Origin of the sequence: Streptomyces sp. XD-27 (genome assembly GCF_030553055.1) — a bacterium.
Classification (GTDB): Bacteria; Actinomycetota; Actinomycetes; order Streptomycetales; family Streptomycetaceae; genus Streptomyces.
On the sequence record NZ_CP130713.1, the window covers coordinates 63,882 to 88,157 of the forward strand.

Annotated in this window: 25 protein-coding genes and 2 pseudogenes; 12 read left to right on the forward strand and 15 right to left on the reverse strand. The window is 67.4% G+C overall.

Features of this window, described 5'->3' with window-relative positions; all coding sequences use genetic code 11:
• Window positions 1-223 precede the first annotated feature (223 nt).
• From Q3Y56_RS00175 to vanH, 4 genes are read right to left on the reverse strand one after another with little or no spacing between them, the layout of a single operon-like run.
• A complete protein-coding gene (locus Q3Y56_RS00175) occupies window positions 224-901 on the reverse strand; it encodes a hypothetical protein (RefSeq protein ID WP_304459976.1) in 678 nt (225 codons plus the stop codon).
• Window positions 867-1,475, reverse strand: a complete 609-nt coding sequence (vanX, locus tag Q3Y56_RS00180) for a D-Ala-D-Ala dipeptidase VanX (RefSeq protein ID WP_304459977.1) — start codon at window positions 1,473-1,475, stop codon at window positions 867-869. Before vanX ends, Q3Y56_RS00175 begins: the two co-directional genes overlap by 35 nt.
• Entirely contained in the window at window positions 1,472-2,512 is a 1,041-nt protein-coding gene (gene vanA, locus Q3Y56_RS00185) for a D-alanine--(R)-lactate ligase (RefSeq protein ID WP_304459978.1), read from the reverse strand. Before vanA ends, vanX begins: the two co-directional genes overlap by 4 nt.
• On the reverse strand, window positions 2,509-3,489 hold the full coding sequence (gene vanH / locus Q3Y56_RS00190; RefSeq protein WP_304465417.1) for a D-lactate dehydrogenase VanH: 981 nt from the start codon (window positions 3,487-3,489) through the stop codon (window positions 2,509-2,511). Before vanH ends, vanA begins: the two co-directional genes overlap by 4 nt.
• A 508-nt stretch (window positions 3,490-3,997) precedes the next feature.
• Between vanH and murF the strand changes: the two genes are divergently transcribed.
• Window positions 3,998-5,353 carry a UDP-N-acetylmuramoyl-tripeptide--D-alanyl-D-alanine ligase gene (murF, locus tag Q3Y56_RS00195; RefSeq protein ID WP_304459979.1) on the forward strand — a complete coding sequence of 452 codons (1,356 nt, stop codon included), beginning with the start codon at window positions 3,998-4,000 and terminating at the stop codon, window positions 5,351-5,353.
• 175 nt (window positions 5,354-5,528) lie between these two features.
• Here murF and Q3Y56_RS00200 read toward each other — a convergent pair whose 3' ends face one another.
• Window positions 5,529-6,650, reverse strand: coding sequence for a HAMP domain-containing sensor histidine kinase (locus tag Q3Y56_RS00200; RefSeq protein ID WP_304459980.1), 1,122 nt, complete (start codon window positions 6,648-6,650; stop codon window positions 5,529-5,531).
• Entirely contained in the window at window positions 6,643-7,338 is a 696-nt protein-coding gene (locus tag Q3Y56_RS00205; protein ID WP_304459981.1) for a response regulator transcription factor, read from the reverse strand. Before Q3Y56_RS00205 ends, Q3Y56_RS00200 begins: the two co-directional genes overlap by 8 nt.
• Window positions 7,339-7,424: 86 nt before the next feature.
• Here Q3Y56_RS00205 and vanY-N point away from each other — a divergent pair, with 86 nt between their 5' ends.
• The 5 genes from vanY-N to Q3Y56_RS00225 are packed head-to-tail and all read left to right on the forward strand — an operon-like array spanning window position 7,425 to window position 9,084.
• Window positions 7,425-7,976: a D,D-peptidase/D,D-carboxypeptidase VanY-N gene (vanY-N, locus tag Q3Y56_RS00210; protein ID WP_304459982.1), complete on the forward strand. Its 552-nt coding sequence runs from the start codon at window positions 7,425-7,427 to the stop codon at window positions 7,974-7,976.
• Window positions 7,957-8,415 (forward strand): AAA family ATPase, encoded by a 459-nt coding sequence (locus Q3Y56_RS00215; protein WP_304459983.1) that lies wholly within the window; start codon window positions 7,957-7,959, stop codon window positions 8,413-8,415. Before vanY-N ends, Q3Y56_RS00215 begins: the two co-directional genes overlap by 20 nt.
• Window positions 8,416-8,424: 9 nt before the next feature.
• Entirely contained in the window at window positions 8,425-8,682 is a 258-nt protein-coding gene (locus Q3Y56_RS00220; RefSeq protein ID WP_304459984.1) for a hypothetical protein, read from the forward strand.
• Window positions 8,666-8,926 carry a glutamate ligase domain-containing protein gene (locus tag Q3Y56_RS33250; protein WP_369696688.1) on the forward strand — a complete coding sequence of 87 codons (261 nt, stop codon included), beginning with the start codon at window positions 8,666-8,668 and terminating at the stop codon, window positions 8,924-8,926. The genes Q3Y56_RS00220 and Q3Y56_RS33250 overlap by 17 nt, the downstream gene beginning before the upstream one ends.
• The gene (locus tag Q3Y56_RS00225) at window positions 8,899-9,084 is read left to right on the forward strand and encodes a hypothetical protein (RefSeq protein WP_304459985.1); all 186 of its coding nucleotides are present in this window, start codon (window positions 8,899-8,901) and stop codon (window positions 9,082-9,084) included. The genes Q3Y56_RS33250 and Q3Y56_RS00225 overlap by 28 nt, the downstream gene beginning before the upstream one ends.
• Before the next feature lie 75 nt (window positions 9,085-9,159).
• Here the strand turns inward: Q3Y56_RS00225 and Q3Y56_RS00230 are convergent, their stop codons facing one another.
• The 3 genes from Q3Y56_RS00230 to Q3Y56_RS00240 all read right to left on the reverse strand — a co-directional run bounded on the left by Q3Y56_RS00230 (window position 9,160) and on the right by Q3Y56_RS00240 (window position 11,851).
• On the reverse strand, window positions 9,160-9,957 hold the full coding sequence (locus Q3Y56_RS00230; protein ID WP_369696689.1) for a hypothetical protein: 798 nt from the start codon (window positions 9,955-9,957) through the stop codon (window positions 9,160-9,162).
• Between the two features lie 808 nt (window positions 9,958-10,765).
• Window positions 10,766-11,428: an IS3 family transposase gene (locus Q3Y56_RS00235; RefSeq protein ID WP_304459987.1), complete on the reverse strand. Its 663-nt coding sequence runs from the start codon at window positions 11,426-11,428 to the stop codon at window positions 10,766-10,768.
• 120 nt (window positions 11,429-11,548) lie between these two features.
• Window positions 11,549-11,851 (reverse strand): transposase, encoded by a 303-nt coding sequence (locus Q3Y56_RS00240; protein WP_304459988.1) that lies wholly within the window; start codon window positions 11,849-11,851, stop codon window positions 11,549-11,551.
• A 107-nt stretch (window positions 11,852-11,958) separates the two neighbouring features.
• Between Q3Y56_RS00240 and Q3Y56_RS00245 the strand changes: the two genes are divergently transcribed.
• The 4 genes from Q3Y56_RS00245 (at window position 11,959) to Q3Y56_RS33255 (ending at window position 16,750) form a co-directional block, all read left to right on the forward strand.
• Window positions 11,959-13,311 (forward strand): MFS transporter, encoded by a 1,353-nt coding sequence (locus Q3Y56_RS00245; protein WP_304459989.1) that lies wholly within the window; start codon window positions 11,959-11,961, stop codon window positions 13,309-13,311.
• A 105-nt stretch (window positions 13,312-13,416) separates the two neighbouring features.
• Window positions 13,417-14,538, forward strand: a complete 1,122-nt coding sequence (locus tag Q3Y56_RS00250) for a hypothetical protein (protein WP_304459990.1) — start codon at window positions 13,417-13,419, stop codon at window positions 14,536-14,538.
• The gene (locus tag Q3Y56_RS00255; protein WP_369696838.1) at window positions 14,528-15,700 is read left to right on the forward strand and encodes an MAB_1171c family putative transporter; all 1,173 of its coding nucleotides are present in this window, start codon (window positions 14,528-14,530) and stop codon (window positions 15,698-15,700) included. The genes Q3Y56_RS00250 and Q3Y56_RS00255 overlap by 11 nt, the downstream gene beginning before the upstream one ends.
• A gap of 408 nt (window positions 15,701-16,108) precedes the next feature.
• Window positions 16,109-16,750: an IS3 family transposase gene (locus Q3Y56_RS33255; protein WP_369696690.1), complete on the forward strand. Its 642-nt coding sequence runs from the start codon at window positions 16,109-16,111 to the stop codon at window positions 16,748-16,750.
• On the opposite strand, the pseudogene Q3Y56_RS00260 reads toward Q3Y56_RS33255, so the two are convergent.
• The 5 genes and pseudogenes from Q3Y56_RS00260 to Q3Y56_RS00275 all read right to left on the reverse strand — a co-directional run bounded on the left by Q3Y56_RS00260 (window position 16,698) and on the right by Q3Y56_RS00275 (window position 22,136).
• Window positions 16,698-17,512, reverse strand: a pseudogene (locus tag Q3Y56_RS00260) (SDR family NAD(P)-dependent oxidoreductase). The gene Q3Y56_RS33255 and the pseudogene Q3Y56_RS00260 overlap by 53 nt on opposite strands.
• A gap of 339 nt (window positions 17,513-17,851) precedes the next feature.
• Entirely contained in the window at window positions 17,852-20,167 is a 2,316-nt protein-coding gene (locus Q3Y56_RS00265) for an ATP-dependent RecD-like DNA helicase (protein ID WP_304459993.1), read from the reverse strand.
• Window positions 20,164-20,823 (reverse strand): SLOG family protein, encoded by a 660-nt coding sequence (locus tag Q3Y56_RS33260; RefSeq protein WP_369696691.1) that lies wholly within the window; start codon window positions 20,821-20,823, stop codon window positions 20,164-20,166. The genes Q3Y56_RS00265 and Q3Y56_RS33260 overlap by 4 nt, the downstream gene beginning before the upstream one ends.
• A complete protein-coding gene (locus Q3Y56_RS00270; RefSeq protein ID WP_304459994.1) occupies window positions 20,820-21,695 on the reverse strand; it encodes a DUF6083 domain-containing protein in 876 nt (291 codons plus the stop codon). Before Q3Y56_RS00270 ends, Q3Y56_RS33260 begins: the two co-directional genes overlap by 4 nt.
• A 177-nt stretch (window positions 21,696-21,872) precedes the next feature.
• The gene (locus Q3Y56_RS00275) at window positions 21,873-22,136 is read right to left on the reverse strand and encodes a helix-turn-helix transcriptional regulator (RefSeq protein WP_304459995.1); all 264 of its coding nucleotides are present in this window, start codon (window positions 22,134-22,136) and stop codon (window positions 21,873-21,875) included.
• Window positions 22,137-22,318: 182 nt separating this feature from the next.
• Here Q3Y56_RS00275 and Q3Y56_RS00280 point away from each other — a divergent pair, with 182 nt between their 5' ends.
• Entirely contained in the window at window positions 22,319-22,858 is a 540-nt protein-coding gene (locus Q3Y56_RS00280) for a hypothetical protein (RefSeq protein ID WP_304459996.1), read from the forward strand.
• Window positions 22,859-23,009: 151 nt separating this feature from the next.
• Here Q3Y56_RS00280 and Q3Y56_RS00285 read toward each other — a convergent pair whose 3' ends face one another.
• Window positions 23,010-23,822 (reverse strand): hypothetical protein, encoded by an 813-nt coding sequence (locus tag Q3Y56_RS00285; RefSeq protein ID WP_304459997.1) that lies wholly within the window; start codon window positions 23,820-23,822, stop codon window positions 23,010-23,012.
• A gap of 127 nt (window positions 23,823-23,949) precedes the next feature.
• Between Q3Y56_RS00285 and Q3Y56_RS00290 the strand changes: the two are divergent.
• Window positions 23,950-24,155, forward strand: a pseudogene (locus tag Q3Y56_RS00290) (sensor histidine kinase); the annotation flags it as partial.
• Between the last annotated feature and the right edge of the window lie 121 nt (window positions 24,156-24,276).

A 24,276-nucleotide genomic window follows, 5' to 3' on the forward strand; every position in this document is an offset into this window, starting at 1 on the left:
TCGCACGCGTCGGCGACGGCCGTGACGCGGTGACGGGATGGGTTCACGCCGAAGCCGCGGGCTGGACTGAGCATGTGGTCCAGGCCGCGGACGGCGGAGAAGGCGGTGGTCTGCGTCGAGGGTTCCTTCCCGACGCGACGCGTCGGGAAGGTTCATCGTGGGCTGTGTGCGCCCCGCCGAGTGGCCGCCGGTGGCGACGCGCGCGGGGCCGGTTCGCCTGGTCTCACGCTCCCGCGCTGACCAGGATTCCTCGTCCCGCGTAGAACCGCTCGAAGACGCGGATGGGCAGCGACGCGGATTCTGCGTTGTGCGAGTAGCCCGACGGGTTATGGAACCGTACGATCCCGCCGCGGACCGCGTGAATCAGCACGAGGTGCCCTCCCCGTCGCGGTTCGTGGGTTCTCGGGTCGCGAATCTCAGGAGACACCGAAGCGATCAGGACCTGCCCGGGGTGCACCGCTCGGGCGGACGCTTGAAGCGGTGTCCGCTCGACCAGTTGGCATGTGAGGCCGAACTGCGAGCTGACCCAGGCCATGAACGGCCGGTATATCAGCCCGTGGACCTTGCCCTCGGGTTCCACCACGTAGCAACCCCAGTCGAGGGCCTGCGCGAGGAGTTCGCGCATCGGCAGCCGGACATCCGTCCAGCCATGGAGCAGGGATTGCAGGCAGGCCAAGCCGCAGATTTTGCGGGACCAGAACAGGTACTCCTCGCGCGAGTGGTATCCGTCGGAGGCCCAGTCGTGCAGTTGCGACGGATCGGTGCGCCTCAGAAAGACGTCGACACCCGATGGCGCGGCACGCTGGATGACGACCTCGTCGTTCCGGTCCAGGCTTCCCCACTGAGAGACATAAGGGAGGCTTCTGTCATGTGATGGGAAAGTCGAAATAGACATCTGCATACGGCTCGCTTTCCAGCGTGTAGTGCCACCACTCGCTGTCGTAGCGAGCAAATCCGCAGTCCTCCATGATGGAGCAGAGGTACGCGCGGTTCTCCGCTTCGATGGGCTCTATGCCCTCTGCTCCATGATGCGAGATCGAGTCCATGAGGTCGTGGCCACCACCCATGCGGGCATTTTCTCCGGTGGCAAGGTGGTAGAGCGTCAAGTCGACTGAACTGCCGCGACTGTGGCCCGACTTGGCGGCCACATATCCCTTGTCGAAAAGCTCGGACCTCTCGATGTTGGGGTAGTGGCGCTGCTTTGTCCGACCGTCTTCCGGCTGTTGTGACCAGCGCCGGAAGCAGTCGACGGCGCGTTGCGGACGGTATCCGTCCCAGACGAGCAAGCCGAAGCCATGGGTCGCGGCTTTTTCCTGTGCCCGCCCCAGGGCTGCGCACAAGGCTCTGGTGCCGACTATCCGGTTCACCAGGTAGCCGTCCACCGGCTGCCCGGTGAAGTTGTCCCGGGTGGCGTACTTGGCGTCCCAGCGGATGCCGGGCACCAGCTCGTCCAGGTACCCGAAGTCACCGTTCATCGCTTTTCCCGGTCCAGTGTGATGGACACGAGCCGATCGAGGACGTCGGTAAGGGGCATCCCTGCGGCGGCCATCATCCGGGGGTAGCGGCTGTAGGAGGTCATGCCGGGAAAGGTGTTGACTTCGTTGAGTACCACCTGGCCGTCGTCCTGGAGGAACAGGTCCACACGGGCGAGCCCCCGGCAGCCCAGTGCGCGGTAGATGTTCTTGGCACTCTCCTGGACGAGCTGACGCGCTTCTTCGGAGATGTCGGCGGGAACGATGAACGTCGAGTTGTCCGAACCGGTCTCGGGTGAGGACTCCTGGTGGATCCTGAAGAACCCGTGCGAGAGCGCTACGCGGTCCACCTCGCCCGCGATCAGGGCGGAGGGGTCCCCCAGGATCGCGCAGCCGATCTCGCTGCCGGTCACGGCCTCTTCGATCAGGACCTTCGAGTCGTACTGTCGTGCTGCGTCCAGTGCGCCCGGCAGGTCCTCCGCACCGGCGACCTTGTTGACACCGAAGGACGAGCCCGAACGGGCCGGCTTCACGAACACCGGGTAAGGAAGCTGGTCGGCGTCGACCTTCTCGTTCTCCGTGACCACCCAGAAGTTCGGCGTGGCGATGCCCGCGCTCTTGGCGACGGTGTAGGTCAGGGACTTGTCCATGCAAATGGCAGAACTCTGGATGTCGCAGCCGACATAGGGAATTCCGGAAAGCTCCAACAGGCCCTGGATCGCACCGTCCTCGCCGAGCGTGCCGTGCAGCACGGGCAGCACGAGGTCCAGACGGACCACTTCGAATCGTTCCTGCTCCAGGACGAGCAGCCCGTGGACGCTCGGGTCGGGCGACAGCATGACCGGACGAGCGTCTTCGTTCTCCCAGTCCGCGCCGGGGGAGTCACAGAGCTGCCAGGCACCGGACTGCGTTATGCCGATCCAGTACGGCTCGTACTTGTCGGCGTCGAGGTTCTTCGCGACCTCTCGGGCGGACTTGACGGAGACGGGGTGTTCCTCGGAAGAGCCCCCGAAGATGATGCCGATCCTCAGCTTGTTCATGCTTTCCCGCTTTCGAAGTCGAGGCAGTTGATGAGACTGTTCCTGATGGTGTCGCTCAGTGCGTGGTCGGTGTAATACGCCGTGTGCGGGCTGATGAGCACATTCGGCAGCTCCTGAAGTCGCAACAGCGAGCGGTTCCCGATGGGCTTGTTCCGGCAGTCGGTGTAGAAGATTCCTTCCTCACCGTCGAGGACGTCCAAGGCCGCGCCGCCGAGTCTGCCGCTCTCCAACGCCCAAAGAAGAGCTTCGGTATCGATGAGCGGCCCGCGTCCCGTGTTGACGATGAACGCGCCGGGTTTCATCTGCCCGATACGCCGGCGATCGATGAGATGGCGGGTTTCCGCGGTGAGCGGGGTGTGCAGCGTCACGATGTCGCTGTGCCGCAGCAGCTCGTCGATCGGCACGTAATCGGCCGCGGTCTTGGGGCGGTTGTCGTACGCCAGCACGTGGCAGCCGAAGCCGCGCAGCCGGTCGATGACCGCTGTGCCGATACGCCCCGTGCCGACCACTCCGACAGTCAGGTCGCGCAGCTCTTTGCCGCGTATCTCACTCAGTCGGTAGTCATGAGCATCGGTGCGACGGATGGTGGCCTTCGCGTGACGCACGGCCATGAGCATCAGCATGAGCGTGTAGTCGGCCACGCTGTCGGGAGAGTACGCCACGTTCCCGACGGAGATACCGACACGTTCCGCGTGACCCACGTCGATGTGGTTGTATCCGACGCTTCGTGTGGAGAGATACTCCACACCGACGCGGCTCAGTGCGCTGAGCGTGGCACGCGTGACTCGCGTCTTGTGGCCGATGCTGATGCATCGGTTCCCGACTGCCAGGTCGATATTGGCTTCGGATACCGCCGCCTTCGTGATGGTCGGCTCCACGCCAAAGCGAGGCGCTATTTCTCGGAAGAGAAGGGCCTCGTCCTTATCGCACCCATAAACGGTGATTCCCGTTGTCGAGACAGTCCGTGAGGTCGCCACCGGCGCTCGGGTGCGGCACGTCGTCGCTCGTGTCGGTCCGCTGGAACTCATGCCTACCAGTCAAGAGGACCTGGTGTTGCCAGCGCGTATGCGTTTTTTGATACGCCGACGATATGTTGCCGACCCCTTGCAGCGCAGGCCGATGCTCGACTTGCGCTGCAAGGGCGAGTGCCCCGCCCGTAGCGGGTGCCGGCGAGGCGAATCCGCAGGCCAGCGGCGCTGCTGTCGGCCCTGGTGCTCGTACCGTCGGCGAGTCCGGTCGACCCCACGGGCGAGCCATCGCGGCCGTCCGGACACGGCCGTGCTCTCGCGGGTGTCGGTCGGCAACATATCGTCCGCGTATCGAAAACTGCATACGCGCTGACAACACCACGCTTCCTTGACTGGAAGGCATGAATTCCAGCGAACCAGCCTCTGCCGTCCGCTACCTCGTCGGCCCGCCCCCGATCGCCGTCACAGCGACCGGACGGTTGTCGACGCGTTTCACCGATCCTTGCGCGGTCCAGGCATGATCCCGCTCAGCCTCGGTGAGATCGCCACAGTAGTCGGTGGGACGGTCGCGGGTGACGACGCCGTGACAGTGACCGCCCCGGCCGTGCTCGACAGCCGGCAGGCCGAGCCGGGCGGCCTCTTCGTCGCCTTCGCCGGAGAACACGCCGACGGCCACGACTACGCCGACCAGGCCGGCCGGGCCGGCGCGGTGGCCGTGCTCGGCTCCCGGCCCACGGCGCTGCCGACCGTCGTCGTCGAGGACGCCACGGCCGCGTTGCAGGCACTCGCCGCCCACGTCGTGGCACAGCTGCGCGACCGGCTGACCGTGATCGGGGTGACCGGATCCCGCGGCAAGACCAGCACCAAGGACCTGCTGGCGGCCGTCCTGTCCAGCTCCGCGCCGACGATCGCCACGACCGGCTCGCTCAACAACGAACTCGGCATGCCGCTCACCATGCTGCGTGCCACCGAGGACACCCGTTTCCTCGTCCTTGAGATGGGTGTCCGCCGCATCGGTGACATCACCAAACTCACCGGCCTGGTCGCACCCGACGTCGGTGTCGTCCTCAACGTCGGCCAGGCCCACCTCAGCCATCTCGGGTCGCGCGAGGCGATCGCCCAGGCCAAGGGTGAGCTGGTGCAGGGTCTGGCACCCGGCGGCACCGCGGTCCTGAACGCCGACGATCCCCGGGTGGCCGCGATGCGCTCGCTCACCGACTGCCCGGTGCTGACGTTCGGCCAGACGGAACGCGCCGACGTCCGCGTGCTCGACGTGGTCCTCGACCGGCTCGCCCGGCCGTCCTTCACCCTGCGGACCGCCACCGCCTGGGCTCCGGTCACACTGCCGCTCGTGGGCACTCACCAGGCGCTCAACGCGTCGGCGGCCGCGGCCGCGGGCCTGGCGGCCGGAGTGCCCCTCGATGTGGCCGCGACGGCGCTGCCCACGGTCGCGCTGTCGAAGTGGCGCTTGGAGCTACGCGACCTCGCCGGCGGCGCAACGCTGCTCGACGACTCCTTCAACGCCGACCCCGACTCGACCCGTGCCGCCCTGGACACGCTGGCGGCGATCGAGGGCAAGCGCCGCATCGCCGTCCTCGGCGAGATGCTCGAACTCGGCGACGACAGCGAGGCCCAGCACCACGCCATCGGGGAGTACGCCGCCTTCCGCGCCGACGTGGTGCTCGCGGTCGGCGCCCGGCCGCTCGCCGACGGCGCCGGAGAGCGGGCGGTGGCGCTGGCCGACAACGCCGAGGCCGTCGAGTGGCTGCGCGGCCGGATCACCGCCGGCGATGTGGTGCTCCTCAAGGCCTCCCGCGGGGCGCGCCTCGACGAGGTCGCCGCCGCGCTCACGTCCGGGCACCAGCCGCGGTAGTTCCCCGCGATCCCGGCCTGGGCGACGGTGCACAGTGAGGGGGGGTCGACGGCGGGGGCGTGCATATCGTTGCCGCCACCGTCCGGACCGGGTCTTGCCGCCACCGTCCGGGCCGGGTCGCAGGACACGCCTGGTACCGCTACGGCGCCTCCGCCGCGGCCGGCAGGGAGGTTCGTCAGGCCCGATCGCCCTCTGTCCGTGTGTGCCCTGGCGCGGCGGGCAGCTGCACCGTGACGCGGAGCCCGCCGGCGGGGCGCGGGGTGAGGGTGAGGGTTCCGTCGTGTGCCTGGGTGATGGTCTTGACGATCGCCAGGCCGAGGCCGACACCCGCGTGGCTGCTGTGGATGCGTTCGGTGCCGCGCTGGAACGGCTCGGTGAGGGTCGCGACCAGCTGTGGGGTGAGCTTCTCGCCGGTGTTCTCGACCGTGAGCACGACCGTGTGGGGGCGGACGCTGGTATTCACCCATACGACGCCCTTTTCGGGCAGGTTGTGGCCGATCGCGTTGTGCAGAAGGTTCGTGGTCATCTGTAGCAGCAGCGCGGGTGAGCCGATGGTGGTGCCCACGTCGCCGGAGGTTTCGATGGTGACGCCCTGCTTCTCCGCCAAGGGGAGGAGCGTTTCCGTGGCTTCTTCCGCCAGGAGGGACAGGTCGACGGGTTCCCTGGCGAATGACTGCTGGTTGGCGCGGCTGAGCAGGAGCAGTGCTTCAGTGAGGTCGATGGCCCGGGCGTTGACCACGCGGAGGCGCTCGACAAGCTCGCACATCTCGTAGTCAGGATCGTTGCGGGCCACCTCGAGAAGCGCCTGCGTGACCGCCAGCGGGGTACGCAGTTCGTGCGAGGCATTGGCCGCGAATCGCTGCTGTTCGGCGACGTGGGCTTCGAGCTGCGCGAGCATGGCGTCGAAGGAGTCGGCGAGTTCGCGGAACTCGTCCCGGCGGCCCGACAGGCGGATCCGGTAGGAGAGCGGTCCGTTCGCCACCCTGCGCGTGGCGTCGGTGATGCGTATCAGCGGGGCGAGCATCCGGCCGGCCAGGATCCACCCGCCCACGAGACCGAACACCAGCAGGAACGCCAGTGCCAGGATTCCCGCCGGGACGAAGACGACCGGGCCGAAATTGCTCGGGTCGAAGACGCGCAGGAAGTCGGAGCGATCGGGGACGTCCAGGCTGTTCGACCTGCCCCGCAGAAGGAACACCCACGCGGCGGCGAGCAGCAAGGTGCCCGCGATCACGAGGAACCCGGCGTAGCTGAGGGTGAACTTGAGGCGGACGCTCAACCCTTGACGCCTATCCACGCACCGCCCCCCGGTCATCGTCGTCAGGTCCTGCGTCGATGCGGTAGCCGACCCCGGGCACGGTGGCGATCAGCCAGGGCTCACCGAGGCGTTTGCGCAGGGCCGATACCGTGATGCGCACGGCGTTGGTGAACGGATCGGCGTTCTCATCCCACGCTCGCTCAAGCAGCTCCTCCGCGCTGACGGCACCGCCCTCAGCGGCGACGAGGACCTCAAGGACGGCGAACTGCTTCCTGGTCAGCGCAATGTAGCGGCCCTCGCGGTAGACCTCGCGGCGGAACGGATCCACACGCAAGCCCGCGATCTCCCGCACAGGCGGCCTGCTGTGGGCCCGCCTGCGGTTGAGTGCTCGGAGCCTGAGTACGAGTTCCCGAAGTTCGAAGGGCTTGGTGAGGTAGTCATCCGCACCGATCTCGAACCCGGAGGCCTTGTCGTCGAGCCGGTCGGCGGCGGTCAGCATGAGAATCGGCATGCCGCTGCCGGAGGCGACGATGTGTTTGGTGATTTCGTCACCGGTGGGTCCTGGGATGTCCCGGTCGAGGACGGCGATGTCGTAAGCATTGGTACTCAGCATCTCCAGAGCGGTATCACCGTCCCCGGCGATGTCAGCCGCGATCGCTTCCAGGCGCAGCCCATCGCGGATGGCCTCTGCCATGTAGGGCTCGTCTTCGACGACTAATACACGCATAGCCTGATGTTACGAGCCGGTGCATATCGTCGGTATATGGAAAACCGGATACGGGCTGGCAACATCGTGCCCCCTTGACTGGAGGCATGAACGAGCCACACGTTATCCCACCTCGGCCCCGTGATCGGCTGTTCGCCGTACTTGCGGTGGTGCTCGCCGTACTCCTGCTCCCCGTGGCGTTCGTCCGCGACCCCGGCCGCGCCCGTGAACTGGCCTGTGGCTGGGCTCTGGGGATCCGCTTTCCCGCCGAGGATCTCAGCGGGCTCACCGACGGTGCCAGGGCGGCGTTCACCGCCGCACGCGCTGAGGCGCTCTGGCGTCACGGGCAGCTCCTCGGCCTGACGTCGGGGTACCGCGACCCCCTCGTCCAGCAGCGGCTGTTCGACGAGGAGGTGCGCCGCGTCGGCTCACCGGCCGCGGCCCGGATGTTCGTGCTGCCACCGGCGGAATCCCGGCACGTCAGGGGCACCGCGCTGGATGTGCGCCCGTTCGAAGGCGCGCGCTGGCTCGAGGAACACGGTGCCCGCTACGACCTCTACCGCATCTACGACAACGAGTGGTGGCACTTCGAGTACCGGCCGGAGGCCGACCTGCCACCGAGGACCCAGGAGATCCGCGATGCTCTGCAAGTTCGTTGACGAGGGGCAGCATGCCGGGCGCCTGGAAGCGCGTCTCCAGGCCGCGAGGCGACGTACCTTCGTCGGACGAAAGGAAGAGCTGGCCGTCTTCGAGGAGGCGCTGGGCACCGGGGCCCGGGTGCTGTTCGTCCATGGCCCCGGCGGTGTCGGCAAGTCGGCGCTGCTGGAACGCTTCGCCCAGCGGGCCGCGGAAGCGGATCGCAACGTACTGATGCTGGACGGGCGGGTTCTCCAGGAGTCTCCCGCAGCCTTCGTAGCCGAGGCCGGGGCGGTGCTCGCCGACGAGCGCGCCGTGCTGCTGATCGACACCTTCGAGCAGGTGCGGGGCCTGGAGAGCTGGCTGCGCGAGCAGTTCCTGCCGGTGCTGCCGACTGGCGCGCTGGTGGTGATAGCCGGTCGCATACCTTCGGACATGATGTGGCAGGCAGACCCGGGCTAGGCCGGCCTGGTGCAGATCACCGAGCTGGGCGAGCTGGGGCGCATGGACGCCGCCGCCCTGCTGGACTCCCGCGGTGTGGCCGGTGCGCTGCATGAGCCGCTGCTCGCCTTCGCCGGCGGGCGCCCGCTTGCCAGTCGCTCGGTGCCGCGGCACCTGCCGGCGAGGGTGGCGCCATCAGGACCGCGGCGGCGGTCGGTTGGCCGGGCCCGAGTCGCGCTCGATCTCATCGGGGAGCACCAGGTGGCCAACGTTGGAGCTGTCCATTGACGAGATCGCCGCCGGGCTGAACGCGGCTCAGCGCCGCTCATCAGGCCGCTTCGAGACCATCGATCGGCCCGACTGCGTCACCATCTACAACGCGAACCCCGAATCCATGCGAGCTGGGCTGCACGCGTTCAGGGCACTGGCCAGCTCCCGCCGCACTATCGCGGTACGGGCAGCAGGCCGACGTCGCGGTCCCTGCACGAGCAAGTGGGTCGACTGGTGGCCGAACTCGGCATCAACGTGCTGATCGCAGTCGGCGAAGGCGATCCACGGGCCATGGCACAGGAGGCGTCCAACGCGGAGGTCGCGGTACACACGGTCGAGGACGTGGCCGGGGCTGTCAGGGTGGCCACCGAGCTGATCGCGCCGGGAGACGCGGTGTTCGTCAAGGCTTCCAGCGAGTAGGGGCTGGGCGCCTGCGCGCCTGAGCTGGCCGCATGTTGAGAGGTGCCGCCTGCGGCAGAACGCCGCCGAACGCGATCATTCTGCGGCCAAACTGGTCACCCGGTTCTCCAGGCAATCCGCGAATCCAGTCCAGACCCGAGCGTGCTCTCTGGCGAACTCGGCGACCACGCTGTACAAATGCGGCGGGATGCGATGCAAGATCCTTTCCCACTGCTGCCCGTCGATAGAGTGCATGATGAGCATTCGCAACAGGATTCGGCCAGTCTCGCTCAGCCGCAACGCCGGATCGGCCTTGAGGCGCTCCAGCATCGCGAGACGATCTCGACCCACAGTGCGGCCGAAGTCCGGCTCCGTGCGATGCAGTGGATGCGGCTCGGCCCGTAACCTCATGCTCCTGTCCCGGACCGGGCTCTCACCACGCTCCAGCCGACCTCGCACATCCCGGACCGTCTCCGGGGAGATGCCGACCTGCTTGGCGACCTGCCGGAGCGACAGGCATGGATCACTGCGGATGAGCTCGGCAGCGAGTCTCCTCCGCCCCGAACCGTCGGCTGGACGGATGCGCCCATCCCGCCCGATCCTTGCCTCGGTTCCGCTGTCTCCGCTGCGCCTGCGCAGGTCGGCCACCGTGCCGGCAGAGAGGCCGGTCGCCGAGGCCACCCGCCGATCGGACCACTGCGGATGCGTCCCGATGATGTGGACGGCCGCACGCTTGCGATCAGCGAGCGAGAGCGGCAAACCATGCCGTATGTTCGCCTCGACGGCTAGGACGAAGGCGTCCGATTCAGTGCCATCGACGAACCTTGCCACGATTTTTGTATCGCCTCTGAGTCGCGCCGCCTTCAACCGGTGCAGGCCATCAACCACCCGCATCGTTGGTCGGTGAACGAGAATAGGCGGAAGCTTTCCCTCTACCGCTAACAGTGTCTCGACGTGCTCCGGATCCTCACCTGAGGTTCGAGGCGAGGATACGGAAGACAGCCGGGACAACTCGATTTCGACGACAGGGAGAGCGACTATGTTAACGCTCGTCGGATCCACCTAAACTCTCCCATTCGAATCTCTTCTTCTTCAACGTTGCGGTGTGGTACAGAACTCATCGTTGCCACTACTTACCTGATCGGTGTTGAAGGTGCAGGCTCAAAATTTTCTCCGCGAAGGAAAACCGGGGCGGCATCGAAGGCCCATGAAGGGGCGCCGCCCACGAGACTTACGTCATCTCAGCCTCCTGATGGAGAGGGGCGCGGCGGCGCGTGATGGCATGGGAGGCAGGGCCGTGTCGGCGAACCTTGTATGGCAGCGCCGCCGTGCAGCCGTCCGCACGTCTTGGCGCCAAGGTAATTCGCACCATCGATGCGTTCACTGCGAGGTGCTCGATGAGCCGCAGCGCAGTTTGGCCACCCCAGCCCCCTCAGCCAGACAAGCAATCGACAGTGCATCGTAATGTCTGGTGCACCGTGTTCCGACACGTCGGGGCTCCCGCATCCTGCGCACGGTGTGGCAACGAGTGCAATACACAGGTTGTGCAGCCCGAGACACCCCCGGACGCTACAGAGCGGACGACACACCGTCAAGTCATCCGCTGAAAAAGACAGCTCGTATCGTGTCAGGTGCTATGGCCGCTCTGTTGCAGCGGTGGCCACGTCCGCATGCTGTCAATCCCCTTGATTTGGAGTCCTTCCTATGCAGCCAGCCCCATCGTGGGGTTGGCCAAGTACTCGTGCTCGTAGTCGATCGGACTCTTGAATCCGCACATGCTGTGCAGCCGCCGGGAGTTGTAGAAGCCGACGATCCAGGAGGCGATCTGGATGCGGGCCTCGGCCCGGGTGCTGAAATGGTGGCGGTGGACGTACTCGACCCTGAGCACGCTGTTGAACGCCTCGCTGACCGCGTTGTCGAAGCAGGATCCGACCCGCAGTGCGGCGACCACCAGGTCCGCGTCATGATGCGCGCCTATGGCGTATCCGAGCAGGCGTCGGGAGTACAGGTCGATGACCGTGGCCAGGTAGAGCCGGCCCTCGTCCGTAGCGATCTCGGTCATATCACCGGCCCAGACGAGATCGGGTGCCGGGGCGGTGAAGTCCCGCCGCACACGGTCGGGTGCCGCTGCCCGTTTCCCCGGGCGAGTCAGGCCGCGGCGCCGCCGCACCACCCGGGCCACCAGGCCCAGTTCCGCCATCACCTGCGCGACCGTGTTGACCGACACCCTCCACTCCGCCCGGACCAGCTCGACGAAGACCCTCGGCGACCCGTAGGTGCCACCTGACGTCTCGAAGATCCGCCGGATCTCCTCCTCAGCCGACGACGGCGGGTTTCCCGAACGGTCGGGGACCTGTCGCGCCACTTGTAGAACCATGACTCACTCACGCCCAGTGCGCGGCAGGAGACGATGTGCGGGATGCCGTACCTGGTCCTGTTGCCGCCGATCACCCCGACCACCGCGGCCGGGTCCGCCACAGCTGCTTCACCCACAGGACCATGCAGCGTTTGAGCACATCACGCTCCATCTCCAGCTCCCGGATGCGCTTGGTCTTGTGCGCATCCTGCCGCCGCAGCCGCTCCAGCTCCTCGCGCTCCGAACCGCTGAGTCGGCCTGACCCTGCAGGGCTGCCCCCGTCCTCTTCGACCGCGAGATCCAGCTGGCCAGCGTCGTCTCGTTGATCCCCAGGTCCTTTGCTACCTCGGCGACCGGTCTCCCGGTCTCTGCCACGATCCGGAGCGCGCCCTCACGGAACTCGGGTTCGAACTTCCGCCGCTTCTCCGCCATGATCCTCAACTACCCCTCTGGTCATGGACTCCACGCTACGAGGGGAAGGGCAATGCTGCTGATTAGTTTGCTCCCTTTATGAACGACCCGTCCCTTACAGTGACCTCTTGGAGCGTGATATTTTGGCCTCCCGCACGCCTACTGGACGACCCTGGCTGTCCCCTGCCTACAAGGCGGGACTCGCCGGTCTGGTGGGAACCACGGTCGAGTGGTACGACTTCTTCGTCTTCTCCACCGCATCCAGCCTGGTCTTCCCAAAGTTGTTCTTTCCAGGAGCGGAGCAGGCCACCGGTCTGCTGGCATCGTTCGCGACGTTCTGGGTTGGCTTTCTGGGCCGCCCTGTTGGTGCAGCACTATTCGGCCATTTCGGGGACCGGCTTGGACGAAAACGCAGTCTGGTGGCGACACTTGTCCTGATGGGGGTGGCTACCACAGGCATCGGACTGCTGCCTCGTTACGAGGAGGCCGGGATCACCGCTCCAGTGCTGCTGTGCATCCTGCGGCTTGTCCAAGGGATTGCAGTGGGCGGCGAATGGGGCGGTGCGGTGCTGCTGGCCGGTGAGCATGCGCCGCAGGGACGCCGGGTGATCCTGACGGCCATGGTGCAGCAAGGGACCCCGCTGGCCTCAATTCTGACCAGCGCGGTCTTCCTCCCGTTCTCGCGACTGGGCGATGGCGAGTTCCTGGCCTGGGGTTGGCGGGTCCCCTTCCTGCTCTCCATCGTCCTCATGGCCGTCGGCCTGGTCATACGGCTGAAGGTGCCCGAATCCCCGGAGTTCGAGAGATTGTCGGCGCAGGAGCGGGTGGCGGCCGCCCCGGTGCGCGACACCTTGCAGCGGCATTTCCCGAAGATAGCAATGTGCGTCGGGGCTTGCGCCGTCCCGGTTGCCGGAACGTATCTGGCCGGCACCTTCGCGCTCTCCTGGGCGACCCTGCACATCGGCTTTCCCCGGGAGATGGTGCTGGGCGTGGTGCTATGCGCGGCTGTCGCCCGATTCCTGGTCCAGCCCGTCGCTGCGATAGCCGCGCAACGCTTGGGGGTTGCACGGATCTGTGCCCTGGGGCTGGCTCTGTACTTGCTCGCGGTTCCGCTCACCGTCCTAGCCTTGGGGAGCGGTTCGCTGGTTCGGATCGCGCTGGGGGTGTGTGCGCTGGAGTCCGCCAGCGCCGTGGTCTACGCAGTGGTCGCCGCCCTGCTCGTCGATGCCTTCCCGGCCCAGGTGCGCTACACCGCGATCTCCTTAGCCCAGCAGTTGGCCGGTGTGGTGTTCGGGGGCACGGCGCCGGCCCTGGCCCAGGCCCTGGTCGCGGCGGGGCACGGCTCGCTATGGCTGGTGGCGCTCTACCAAGCGTTTCTGGCCGTCCTGTCAGCCTCCTGCCTGCTGGCTCTGACGTCTGCCCACACCACTACCACGGCGGCCGCACACCCCCGCCGGGAGGTGACCAATGCGCCAGAGTAGTTCCCTTGGGGCAACGTCATTGGACTGACTAGACTTTCTCCCTCCTGACAGACGCCGGGTTGGCTCCTGCCTCCGTTGGGAGACCTCTGCTGGGAAGGGCAAGAGATGCGCAGTAACGAATCGGCACGCAGCAAGGAAGACCGTCCGCTGCTCCTGCAACTCGAGCAGCGCCTCAACAAGCTGATCGAGACACTCTATCCCGACAAACGCACACGTCCCGGTTACGCACGGCTCGCCAAGGAAATCAGCGAGACGACCGGAGGCACCATCTCCGCCACCTACCTCTGGGAACTGGCCACCGGAAAGAAACGCAACCTCACGCTGGAACAGCTGGACCTTCTAGCGCAGTTCTTCGGTGTACCACCCGAATATTTCCTCAACGAGGAGGTATCGGAACGGGTCAATGCCCAGCTAATGCTGGCCACCGCACTGCGCGACACCAAGATCCGCAGTCTGGCGCTGCGCGCCGAAGGACTCTCACCTGCCAGCCTGGACGCCCTACTCACTATGGTCGACGAGGCTCGCAAACTGCAAAACCTCTCGGCGATGAACCACCCGAATCCCCCGCAGCCGGATCCCATGACTGAGGAAGCTTTCTCATCGGAATACCCGGGTGGGCCGGTTCCATTGTTGCGCCACTGGCATACCGCCTCGCACGCGGCCCGAAAGCAACTAATCTTCTCTGCAGCAGGCTATTGGAGACGCATGCCGAAAAAGTACGCTCGATTACATCAGCGTTGTCAGTCGGTTCTGGACAAACTCAGTGTGCCACGCCCCTTTGCCATCGACGCTTTGTGCCAGGAACTGTCCGCCCAGCGGAGACGTCCGTTGCATCTGCATCCGCTGCCGCGACAGGCCGCCCGGAACAACATCTGCGGCATGTGGCTCGCCACCGAGACCGACGACCACATCTTTTTCGAGCAGCGCACCAGCCGCGTGCACCAGGAGCACATCCTGCTGCACGAGATCGGGCACATGCTGTTTGACCACCGCGGCGCGGACCTGAGCCGCGGCGAGGCTGCTCAGGCCCTTCTCCCCGACCTGAGCCCGCAGTTGGTACAACGGCTGCTCGGCCGCACCAGTTACACCAACCGCCAGGAACAGGAAGCGGAGCTGCTTGCCAGTCTGCTGCGCATCCGCGCTTCACCGACCGCCGCCAGAACGCAGCACAGCGTGCTGGGCCGACTGGAAGCTGCGTTGGGGGCGCGTGCCGCAGATGAACGCTGAAATATCCAGCTTACTAAACTGGTTCAACTACATCTGTGTGGGCTGCCTATGGCTCGTTCTGGCCCTACGCGCCTCCATCGCACTACGCACCCCTGAGCAGCGCGGACTGTGGTTGGCCGTGGCTACCGCTGCGGTGGCCATGATGCTCACGCTCCCCGCCGCGACCCAGCTCGCTCTCCAGGCCACTGGAGGGGTCCATACCATTGCCCTGCCACGGAACCTGATCGGAGTGCTCGCGTCGGGTGCAGTGCTGTACTTCGTCTCGGCGGTCGTCGGCAGCCGCTTACGTCTGAGCGTGTGCTACGTGACGGGCCTGGCTATGGCCTCCCTGCTGGTCCTGGATTTCTTGGCCCCACCACACCAGGAACACGCCGTAACGGGCCACGGTGCGCCGACTCCTTCCACTGCCTATTGGCTCGTCTTAGTTCTGGTCCATCTCACCGCAGACATCTCATGCGTTACCCTGTGCCACCAGTACAGCAGACGCACGGCCAACCCCATCCTCAGAGCAAGCTTACGGACGTTTGGAATCGGCAACGCGCTCACCTTCCTATTCTGGTCCTGCCAGCTCATCAGCCTGCTATTCCACACCGATCGGCTGCTGCCGTACCTCCCGTACGTCATGGACTTGTACGGTCTGCTACGCGCGGTCGCCCTCCTGTTGCCCTCGCTCTGGGCCATGCGGGGCGCCGCAACGGAGATCTGCACCATCTGGCACCTGTGGCCGCTGTGGCGCGACCTGGTACAGGCCGTGCCGCACATCGCGTTTCTCAAACCCCGCCACCGACTACTCGAGATCGTGTGGCCGCAGGCATCGTGGCAGCTGCTGGCCTACCGCAAAATCATCGAGACCCGGGATGCCATTCTCGTCCTCAACGACTATGCGACCGCTGGTACGTGGGCTCGCGCGCGCCGCCATGTGGCCGCTGCGGGTGTCGCTCAGGCCAAAGCCGATGCGACAGTGCTCGCGTGTGTAATGACAGGGGCACGCAGCGCCAAGCTCGCCGGCCTGCCTCAGCAGCAGTCCGTCGGCAGTCTCGTCAACTTCGGTAAAGGCGACCTCGATAACGAGAAGGCATTCCTCCTGGACATGGCGCGAGCTTACGCTTCGGCCCCAGCCAGGAACTTCGCGATCCATCCGAACACTTCCGACAGGAAGTGAATATTCGTGACCACTATCTTGATCACTGGAGCGACTACGGGAATCATGGCGGGCAAGGGGGGGCGCCCGGCCCGTCGGAAGTTTGACGCGGAGTTCCGTGAGGGGGCCGTGCGGATTCTCAGCCAAGACCGGCAAGCCTACCGCGCAGGTCGCGAAGGACCTGGGGATCAACGGCAGAACGCTGGCCAGCTTCGTGTCCCGCGCCCACAGGGCCAGCGGGGGCGGAGGCGGCCAGCGAAAGCGGGGAGCTCGCGCGGTTGCGACGGAAGAACGCCCAGCTGAAAGGACAACAAAGAGCTGGCCATGGAGCGTGACGTACCCAAACGTCGCCTGATCCACTGGGTGGAGTAGCTGGGGCGGACCCGGCGGCTCTCGTCGGGGTGATCAGCGACCAGAAGACCGTGCACCGTGTTCCGTACCGCACCTACTGCCGGGCGTTCGGGGTGTGGGAAGCCTGGTTCTACACGTGGCGGCGCCGCCCGCTCCAGCCGACGCAACGCGAGATCAGGCGGTTCGGCCTGGGCCGAGAGGGTCCGCTGTTTCTTCGACTACTCGGGCCGGACGTACGGCTCACCGAGGATCACGCTGGACTTGTGCGAGGAGGGCTGGCAGGTGTCGCCGAACACCGTCGCCGACATCGTGGCCGAACTCGGCCTGCAGGGCCGCACGCCGCCTCGCCGACGCCGTTCCATGGCCCGTCCGGGCAAGCGGAAAGCGGCTCCTGCCCTGGTGCGGCGTACGTTTCGACGCCGTCGCGCCCGACATGTCGTGGTGGGGCGGCATGACGCAGGTCATCACCGGAGCATCTCCCCCGGTCTCACAAGCGGGGCGCCCCAAGAAGCCGTTGACCATGGGAGGCCATGCCGCCGGCATCGAAATCCCCGGCGGCGAGCACGGCTGCCGCTGGGGCTCCGTCCCGGCCCAGCCTCTTGGGGCCCTGGCCCTGTCCTGGGGCCACGCCCCGCCGGCCCTGTGGAACGGGCCTGTCCGGAATCCGTTACAGGCGCGGGGTGCGCGCCTCGATCCGGTAGTCGAAGGCGACACCGCTGACGCTGGATGTGGTCACCCCGCCGTCGACGGTGAGGACGGCCCCGTTGACGTAGGACGCGGCGGGCGACAGCAGCCAGTCGATCGCCTCGGCGACCTCCTCCGGCTCACCCGGCCGCCCTGCGGGAGACAGCCGGGTCGCCTCCTCGTACCCCGCCTCGGCGCCGCCCGCCAGCCCCGCCTCCGCCGCGAACCGCGCCATCCGCCGGTCGGCCATCTCCGTACGCACCCAACCCGGGCACACCGCGTTGGCCCGCAGCCCCTGCGGCCCGTAGTCGACGGCGAGGGAACGGCAGAGGTGGAGCAGACCCGCCTTGGACGTCGCGTAGCCGGCGTTGCCGACGCTGTTGCGGAGCGCGGCGACCGAGGCGACCGCGACCACCGCCCCGCGGGCCGCCAGCAGATGCGGCAGCGCGGCACGCAGCAGCAGGAACGGGCCGGTGAGGTTGGTCCGTATCAGCTCTTCCCAGTCCTCGACCGCGATGTCGCCGACCGCGCCGGGCCGCCCGATTCCGGCGTTGAGCACCACACCGTCGAGTCTCCCGTAGGTCGCCACCGTCGTTTCGACGAGCTCGCGCACGGCCTCGGGGTCGGCTCCGTCGGAAGGGTGGGCCAGCGCTCCGGTCTCCTCGGCCACCCGGTGCAGCGGCTCGGGCCGCCGCCCGGAAATCACGACCTGGTGCCCGGCGGTGCGCAACAGCCGGGCGGTGGCGGCCCCGATTCCCGTCCCCCGCCCGTCACCAGGACAACACGCTGTTCTGACATGGTTGTTTGCCTCCGAAGGTGGTCGGCTTCCGGTTCCCCGCATTGCGATCATACGAAGCGCCGGCATCACCGGGCCGAGCGGGTGCCGCGGTCGTCGGCACCGCGGCCGGGTGCGGGACAAGGAACGATCGTGGCGAAGGGCAGCGGCGATTAACCGGTGGGACGGTGTGGCAGCGAAGGCGTGCGGCAGAAGCGCGCCATATCGAGACGGTCCTGTTCCTGAACCCGGCGCTCAGTACTGGTGAGCGGCAGCCCGATCAGTCCGTGCCGACCGTGTCAGCTCAGCTCGTGTTGTTTCTGGTGCTTCTTCCCCAGCCCCATGCCTCTCGGCAACCTCCGCTAATCCCAGGCGAGTTGTCCGGCATGGGTGTTGTGACGTGCGTGTGGCATGGCCACGGTGCGCCGGGTGATGCGGTGTTCGAGGGCGGTGTGGCGGCGTTTGGTGTGGGTGTTGGCCAGGGCGCGGTGGACGGCTTCGGGCTGGCCGATGAGCATGACACCGCGGCGGGCGCGGGTGACGGCGGTGTAGAGCAGGTTGCGCTGGAGGAGCTGGGTGGCCGAGGTGGTAAGGGGGATGACGACGTAGGGGTATTCGCTGCCTTGGGAGCGGTGGACGGTCAGGGCATAGGCGTGGAGGAGGTCGTCGAGGTCGGTGAAGGGGTAGAGGACAGGTTCGCCGTCGTGGAGGGTGACGGTGAGATGGTGGTTGTCGGGGTCGAGGGCGGTGATGGTGCCGGTGGCGCCGTTGAAGACGCCGTTGCTTCCGCGGTCGGGCCGGTTACGGATCTGCAGAACGCGGTCGCCCAGTCGGAAGACGTGTCCTCCGTGGCGGTGTTCGGGCTTTTCCGGGGCGGGCGGGTTGAGGCGCTGCTGGAGGCGGATGTTGAGGTCGAGGGTGCCGGCGGCGTGGCGGCGTGAGGGGCACAGGACCTGGATGCCTTCGCATGTGGTGGCGAAGTGGCGTGGGATGTGCGAGGCGACGAGATCCACGACGTAGTCGGCGATGTCACCGGGTGTGTAGAGGGGGCGGCAACCGAAGACTCCGGGGGCGGGCTGGGGTGTGAGGCCGCGCAGGATGCGGTGGGCGTTGTCGACGATCGCGCTGCTGCCGTCGTCCTGGCGGAAGACTTCGGTGAGGCGGGTGCGGGGGATCTCGGGGACGGCCAGGAGGTCGTGCAGGACGCGGCCGGGGCCGACGCTGGGCAGTTGGTCGGTGTCGCCGACGAGGAGCAGGTGGCATCCGCTGGGGATGGCTGCGGTGAGCTGGGCGGCGAGCTGGACGTCGAGCATGGAGGCTTCGTCGATGACGATGAGGTCGGCGGTGGCGAGCGGGCTGTCGTGGTCGAAGAGTGAGTCGCTGGTGTGGGGGCGGATCAGGCGGTGCACGGTCATGGCTCTCTGGCCGGTGGTTTCCTCCAGGCGGTGGGCGGCTTTGCCGGTGGGTGCGGCTAGTGCGACCGTGGCTCCGGCTGCGGTGGCCAGGTCGACGAGGGTGCGCAGGGTGTGGGTCTTGCCGCAGCCCGGGCCGCCGGTCAGCACTGACAGCGTGTGGGTGAGAGCGGTCAGGACAGCCTGTTTCTGGCATGAGGTGAGCGTGCTGGCCGCATCGCGTGTGAGCGCGGCGGTCCTGTCTGTGCGGCCGGCCAGGCGGGATGGGGCGTGGTGCAGGCGGAGGATGTCCCGGGCGAGGCCTGCTTCGGCCCGGTGCATCGCGGTGAGGCTGACTGCGGTGACGGAGTGGAAGGCCTCGCCGTCCTCGGCGGCGGGAACGGGCAGTTCCTCCACGATCGTCTCGCTGCGGGAGCGGAGCGTATCGAGGGCCTGGCGCAGGATGGTGTCGTCGAGGATGTCGGCGGTGGCGGGGTCGTTGTCGGTCAGCAGGTGGCGGGTGCGGGCGAGCAGGACGCGCTCGGGAAGGTGGCAGTCGCCTCGGGTGCGGGCTTGGGTGAGGGTGTGCAGGAGGGCGGCCTGCAGGCGCTGGTCGCTGTGTTTGGGGATTCCGGTGGCGAGGGCGATGCGGTCGGCAGTTTCGAAGCCGATGCCGTGGACGTCCCGGCACAGCTGGTAGGGGGCGTCGCGTACGGCTTGCATCGGGTTCTGGTCGGTGCCGGCGTAGGCCTGATAGATCTTCACGGCGAGGTGGGCGGAGAGGTTCAGGCCCTGGAGGAAGACCATGATGTCGGCGATGGACTTCTGGGTTTTCCAGGCTTTGGTGATGCGTTCCAGGCGGGTGGGGCCGATGCCGTGGATGGCGAGCAGGCGCTGGGGGTCGGTGTCGATGAGGTGCAGGGTCTGCTCGCCGAAGGTGTCGGTGATGGAGGTGGCCAGGATGTCGCCGATGCCGTGGATCATTCCGGAGGCGAGGTAGCGGCGGATGGCGTGGATGGTGGCGGGCCAGGTCCGCTCGCACACGTGGGTCTTGAACTGTGCGCCGTAGCGGGGGTGTTTGGTCCAGGTGCCGGTCAGGCGCAGGCTCTCCCCCGGCTGGGCGCCGAAGAGTGCCTTGCCGACTGCGGTGACGGTCTGCTCGCTGGAGGCGGGGCCGGTGGTGGTCAGGCGCAGCACGGTGTGGTGGTCGTAGGTGACCAGGACGAGGTGGTCGACGACGCCCTCGATGTGTTCGGTGTGCGGTGCGAGCTGGCGGGTGGTGGTCATCGAGGCTCTTCCATGGCGCGTAGTGCGGGGTCGTGGGAAGAGGTGGCGGTGGCGTCCTCCAAGGTGTCCGGTGGGACAGGTTCCGGGTCTCGGCTGAGCAGCTCGGGAAGGTCGCTGTGCTCAGTAGGGCAAGGCAAGGTTCGCGGAACGGATGGTTCGGGGTGAGGCCGCGGATCGCTGGTGAGGGTGTGTGGGGCGTTGCCTTGGGGACGCTGTGGGGGTGCGAGCCAGCGGCCCTGGTCGGGATCAGCGGTGGGGATCAGCCAGATGGGGATGCCAGCGTTCATGGCCTGGTGGCAGAGGTCTGCGGTGCTGCCGCTGCCGGGGGTGAGGTGGTGGTGGAAGACGAGGGCGAGGCGAGGGCCTTCGTCGCGGAGGATGCGCTGGTGGTGTTCGGCTTCCCTCCAGTGACGGCGGGCTCGGGGTGCGGTCGTGGGGCGAGTGAGGGGGTGGCAGCGGTGGCGCCAGCAGGGCAGGTCGTGGTCCCGACACCAGTGGTGTGCGGCGCGGGTGGCTCCGGTGGGGGCGCCTTCGATGATGACAAGGTCGTCGCCATATCGGGTGGCGGCGCGGTCGAGGAGTGCGGTGACCGTGTCGGGCCAGGGCCATTGGCGACTGCCGCAGATCAGCAGGCGTGAGGCTGCGTTCGTGTTCACTGCTGCGGCCTGCCTTCCTTTACGCGGGTGGCGGGTGGCAGGTCGTGGTGGACGTGGGTGCTGTGGGTGTGGGGGGTGAAGGGTTCCCAGCCGGCGAGGGCGATGTCGGCTGCTGCTGGTGTGGCGGCATGGGTGGTGCAGCGTTGGGCGCGCCAGCGCAGCTGCTCGGAGTACGGCAGCCGGGTCAGGTCGTAGACGGCCACGTTCAGGTCGTCAGTCAGGGCTGTCTGGGCGTCGGCAGCGTGGGGGTAGAGGGGCTGGAGTGTCCAGACTCCGGGAAGGGCGTCGGGGTCGAGGACGGGGTGGGTGCAGCGGTGCCGGGCCCGGGTCTGGGCTACGCAGAGGATCTGTGGCAGGGGTGCGGGGGCGAGGTAGCGGATGTAGAGGAACTGCACGACCGGCCGGCTCGGCTCGGAGGGCTCCGGGGCCGGTGGGGGCGCGGGGTTGGTGGTGTTGGGGAGGGTTGCGGTGTCGGTCAGGCGGCGGGTGTTGATGGCCAGGGCCCGGTGGAGTCGGCCCAGGAGTCCGGGCGGGGCCTCGGAGACGGTGGCGGGGCAGATGGCGTGGTGGCGTACGCGGCACCAGGGTGAGCCGTCGCCAGCGGGGTGGGCGAGGCCCTTGCTGACATGCCAGTGCTGGCCGGCGGGCACGGCTGCGGCGGGGAGTTCACGGGGGCGCAGGGGGACGGTGCGGTCGCCCGGCCGGCAGTACCACTCGATGCGGTTGCCGCACGCAGTACAGCGGCTGGCCTGTGCTGTACGCAGGAGACGGGTCGCGCTGTCGGGGGCGACGCGCAGAGTCCGGGGGGTGCGGTAGTCCTTGTAGCTGCCGTCCCAGGCTCGGGCGACCGCGGGGGTTGGTGTGGTGCGCATGGGCGGAAGCTGGCAGGCGACATGCCGTCAGGGACGCGTCAGCGCCGTGGGTGTCCATCGCCCGGCCTCATTTGCCGCACTGGAGTTCCCGTACCCGATTAGCCGTTTGATTACGGGTACTGATTCGGGTGAAGCTTCACAGCCACCGCGGCTGCCGGAAAGGGGTACTGCCGGATGTCAGCGAGTGGGTGGCAGCGGCGGGGTGTGACCCTCGCAGAGGGCGCCCAGGAGCCGGTCGATGGGAACCCCGAAGGTGTGGGCGAGGGCATGCCAGGTAGCCAGGCTTCCGGTCGTACGGCCCTGCTCGAGTTCGATCAGCGTACGGCGGGACAGGCCACTGCGGGCAGCGAGTTCGTCATAGCTCCATCCGCGCTCCGCCCGCAGCCGTGACAGCTCCAGGCGGAGCGCGCCGAGATTGGGGTCGGGCGGGAAGATCGTCACCCACCCATCGCACGGTGCAGACCCCTGCCCTGACAGTGCAGACCTCTGCCCTATTTGCGCGACACGCCCTTCTGGGCAGGGCAGAGGTCTGCACTACCGTGTCCCGTCGCCCGCCACTCCCCCACCCCGCCGCACCCCGGCACGCGGCCGGCCATCACAGATCCCGCGGAGGATGACGACCGATGAGGTCCGGCACGACCACACCCCCGGCACAGCGCATCTGGACCGTCGAGGTCCGCCCCGGACCGGGCGGAGCGGTCGTGGTCTGCCCGGCCTGCGGCCAGACCACGTCCGGTACCGCGACGACGGCGCGCAAAGCCGTGGTGGCCCACCTCGCGCAGCACGCCCGCGTCGAGACGCTCGCGCAGTACTGGCGGATCTGCCAGTGCGGGAAACACGGCTGCCGGTGGCATCCCCGGCACCGCGGCTGCGACGGGCAGGTACGCCTGCTCCTCGCACGCGAGCACGCAGGCCGGATGTGGCGCCTGGCCGATGTCTGCCGCGCTTGCGCCACCGTCACCGAACACGCCGCCGAGGTACAGGAGCCCCTCTGCGCCAGTCAGCCAGCTCCGCCGCACTCCCGGCCTTCCTCACTGCCGCGGCGTAGGGGCGGACTCATCACCACCAGGCCCGGTCACACCGTGCCCGGCGACCGTGAGCGCGTCGGCCACCAGTGGTGGGACCCGTTGGAAGGGCTGTTGTGGGCCGACGACCTCGCGTAGGACTGAATCAGCCCTCGAATCGTGGTGGTCGTCACGGAGATGACATGGGAATTCGTCGCTCATGTCAGTTCTGGCTCGTCATCAACGGCCAGTGCGAAAACGAGTTCAACCGTAGATCAGGAATGGATTACGCCCAGGAAGCGCGACAAGTTCAGCCGCCGGCTTTACTGCCTGGCCGTGCGTGGGGGGCGCGCTGTGTTCTGCGACGGAGATCGCTGCTCTGCATGATGATGGACCGCACGAGCTTCTCGTACTGCAGTGCGTGGGCCGATTCGGCAGCGGCTCGGGTGAAGACGTCCCTGGTGAGGCTCCGGTTGACGACGTTCAGTGTGGTGAGCGCTTCTGTGAGCGCAGCCAGATGCTCGGGGACGTCGTCGGCCTCCCGGGCGGGTGTATCGGCTCCGGCATGCACTGTCACCCGGTCTTCAGTGGGGGCTTCTGGCAAAGGGGCCATCGCGGGGCGGCGCAGTGTGTCGGGGGACGGGAAGCGGATCGGCCAGTGACCAGCCATCTTGGGCGCGGGCTGCGCTGGAAACGTGTCGGACTCCGGAGTGAGGTGCTGCGCGCCGGGCGCGTGCTGTGTGGCCTGCTCGATCACCGCCCCTGGATCGCCGGCCCTATCCCGCATGTGCCCAGCCGGCTGCTGCGAAGGGGGCATTGACGCCTCGATCGTGACCGGATTGACAGCCCGGCGCTGGCGGCGTGCATCCCGCGCGGCCAGCGCCGCCTCGGCGTGGCGACGCCCTTCCGGCGACATCGTGTGGAACACCCGCGCCGGGCGACCCGGATGCGGCCCTTCCTCCTCGCGAAGCGTGACCCAGCCCAGCACAGTAAGCCGGGCCAGGATCTGCGAAACCGTGCTCTTCCCCAGATCAGCCAGCTCACTGATCCTCGCTCCCCACAGCGGATCATCCGCCGGCACCAGCAACAGCAAGCGCAGTACTTCAACCGTCGGGCGGGTCATGCGGGTTACGGCAGTCCTCACACCGACAAGCACATCACTCCAAGGGTCATAGGTCAAAAATGAACTATGACCTCGAAGGTGGCCAGCCAGTCTGGAGGCGCAATCAAATTGCTGGTGAGGCAGGTGGGGCTGGGGCATGTTCGTGCGCTCCCGCCGCCGGCTGCTGCTCAGCCTCCGCAGCCGCGCCGACCATGCGGAGACTGGGAGGCGTTCCTGCACGCCGAGAAGGCCCAGCGGCTGGCCTACGAAGAGATTGCCCGTGAGATAAGCGAAGTGCTGACCCTGCTCAGCCTGCGCGCGGGCGTCCTGGAGTCCCGGCCCGGCGCCCCAAGGGGAGCTACAGCACCTGCGGGAGGGGGAACCGACGTGATCTGGGGCTTCTCATCGCAGTCCCTCGGGAGCGGGCCCGAGGTGGACAACTCGGGCGCGCAGGGGGCATGGGGGTTCTTTGTGT

Coding starts and splice junctions, on each gene's coding strand:
- Q3Y56_RS00230 (WP_369696689.1), bottom strand. CDS start 9,957: ATGCGGGTGGTTGATGGCCTGCACCGGTTGAAGGCGGCGCGACTCAGA.
- vanA (WP_304459978.1), bottom strand. CDS start 2,512: ATGAACAAGCTGAGGATCGGCATCATCTTCGGGGGCTCTTCCGAGGAA.
- Q3Y56_RS00265 (WP_304459993.1), bottom strand. CDS start 20,167: ATGACCACCACCCGCCAGCTCGCACCGCACACCGAACACATCGAGGGC.
- vanY-N (WP_304459982.1), top strand. CDS start 7,425: ATGAACGAGCCACACGTTATCCCACCTCGGCCCCGTGATCGGCTGTTC.
- Q3Y56_RS00175 (WP_304459976.1), bottom strand. CDS start 901: ATGCAGATGTCTATTTCGACTTTCCCATCACATGACAGAAGCCTCCCT.
- Q3Y56_RS00215 (WP_304459983.1), top strand. CDS start 7,957: ATGCTCTGCAAGTTCGTTGACGAGGGGCAGCATGCCGGGCGCCTGGAA.
- Q3Y56_RS00270 (WP_304459994.1), bottom strand. CDS start 21,695: ATGCGCACCACACCAACCCCCGCGGTCGCCCGAGCCTGGGACGGCAGC.
- murF (WP_304459979.1), top strand. CDS start 3,998: ATGATCCCGCTCAGCCTCGGTGAGATCGCCACAGTAGTCGGTGGGACG.
- Q3Y56_RS00285 (WP_304459997.1), bottom strand. CDS start 23,822: ATGACCCGCCCGACGGTTGAAGTACTGCGCTTGCTGTTGCTGGTGCCG.
- Q3Y56_RS00255 (WP_369696838.1), top strand. CDS start 14,528: ATGAACGCTGAAATATCCAGCTTACTAAACTGGTTCAACTACATCTGT.
- vanX (WP_304459977.1), bottom strand. CDS start 1,475: ATGAACGGTGACTTCGGGTACCTGGACGAGCTGGTGCCCGGCATCCGC.
- Q3Y56_RS00240 (WP_304459988.1), bottom strand. CDS start 11,851: ATGGCGGAGAAGCGGCGGAAGTTCGAACCCGAGTTCCGTGAGGGCGCG.
- Q3Y56_RS00250 (WP_304459990.1), top strand. CDS start 13,417: ATGCGCAGTAACGAATCGGCACGCAGCAAGGAAGACCGTCCGCTGCTC.
- Q3Y56_RS00280 (WP_304459996.1), top strand. CDS start 22,319: ATGAGGTCCGGCACGACCACACCCCCGGCACAGCGCATCTGGACCGTC.
- Q3Y56_RS00205 (WP_304459981.1), bottom strand. CDS start 7,338: ATGCGTGTATTAGTCGTCGAAGACGAGCCCTACATGGCAGAGGCCATC.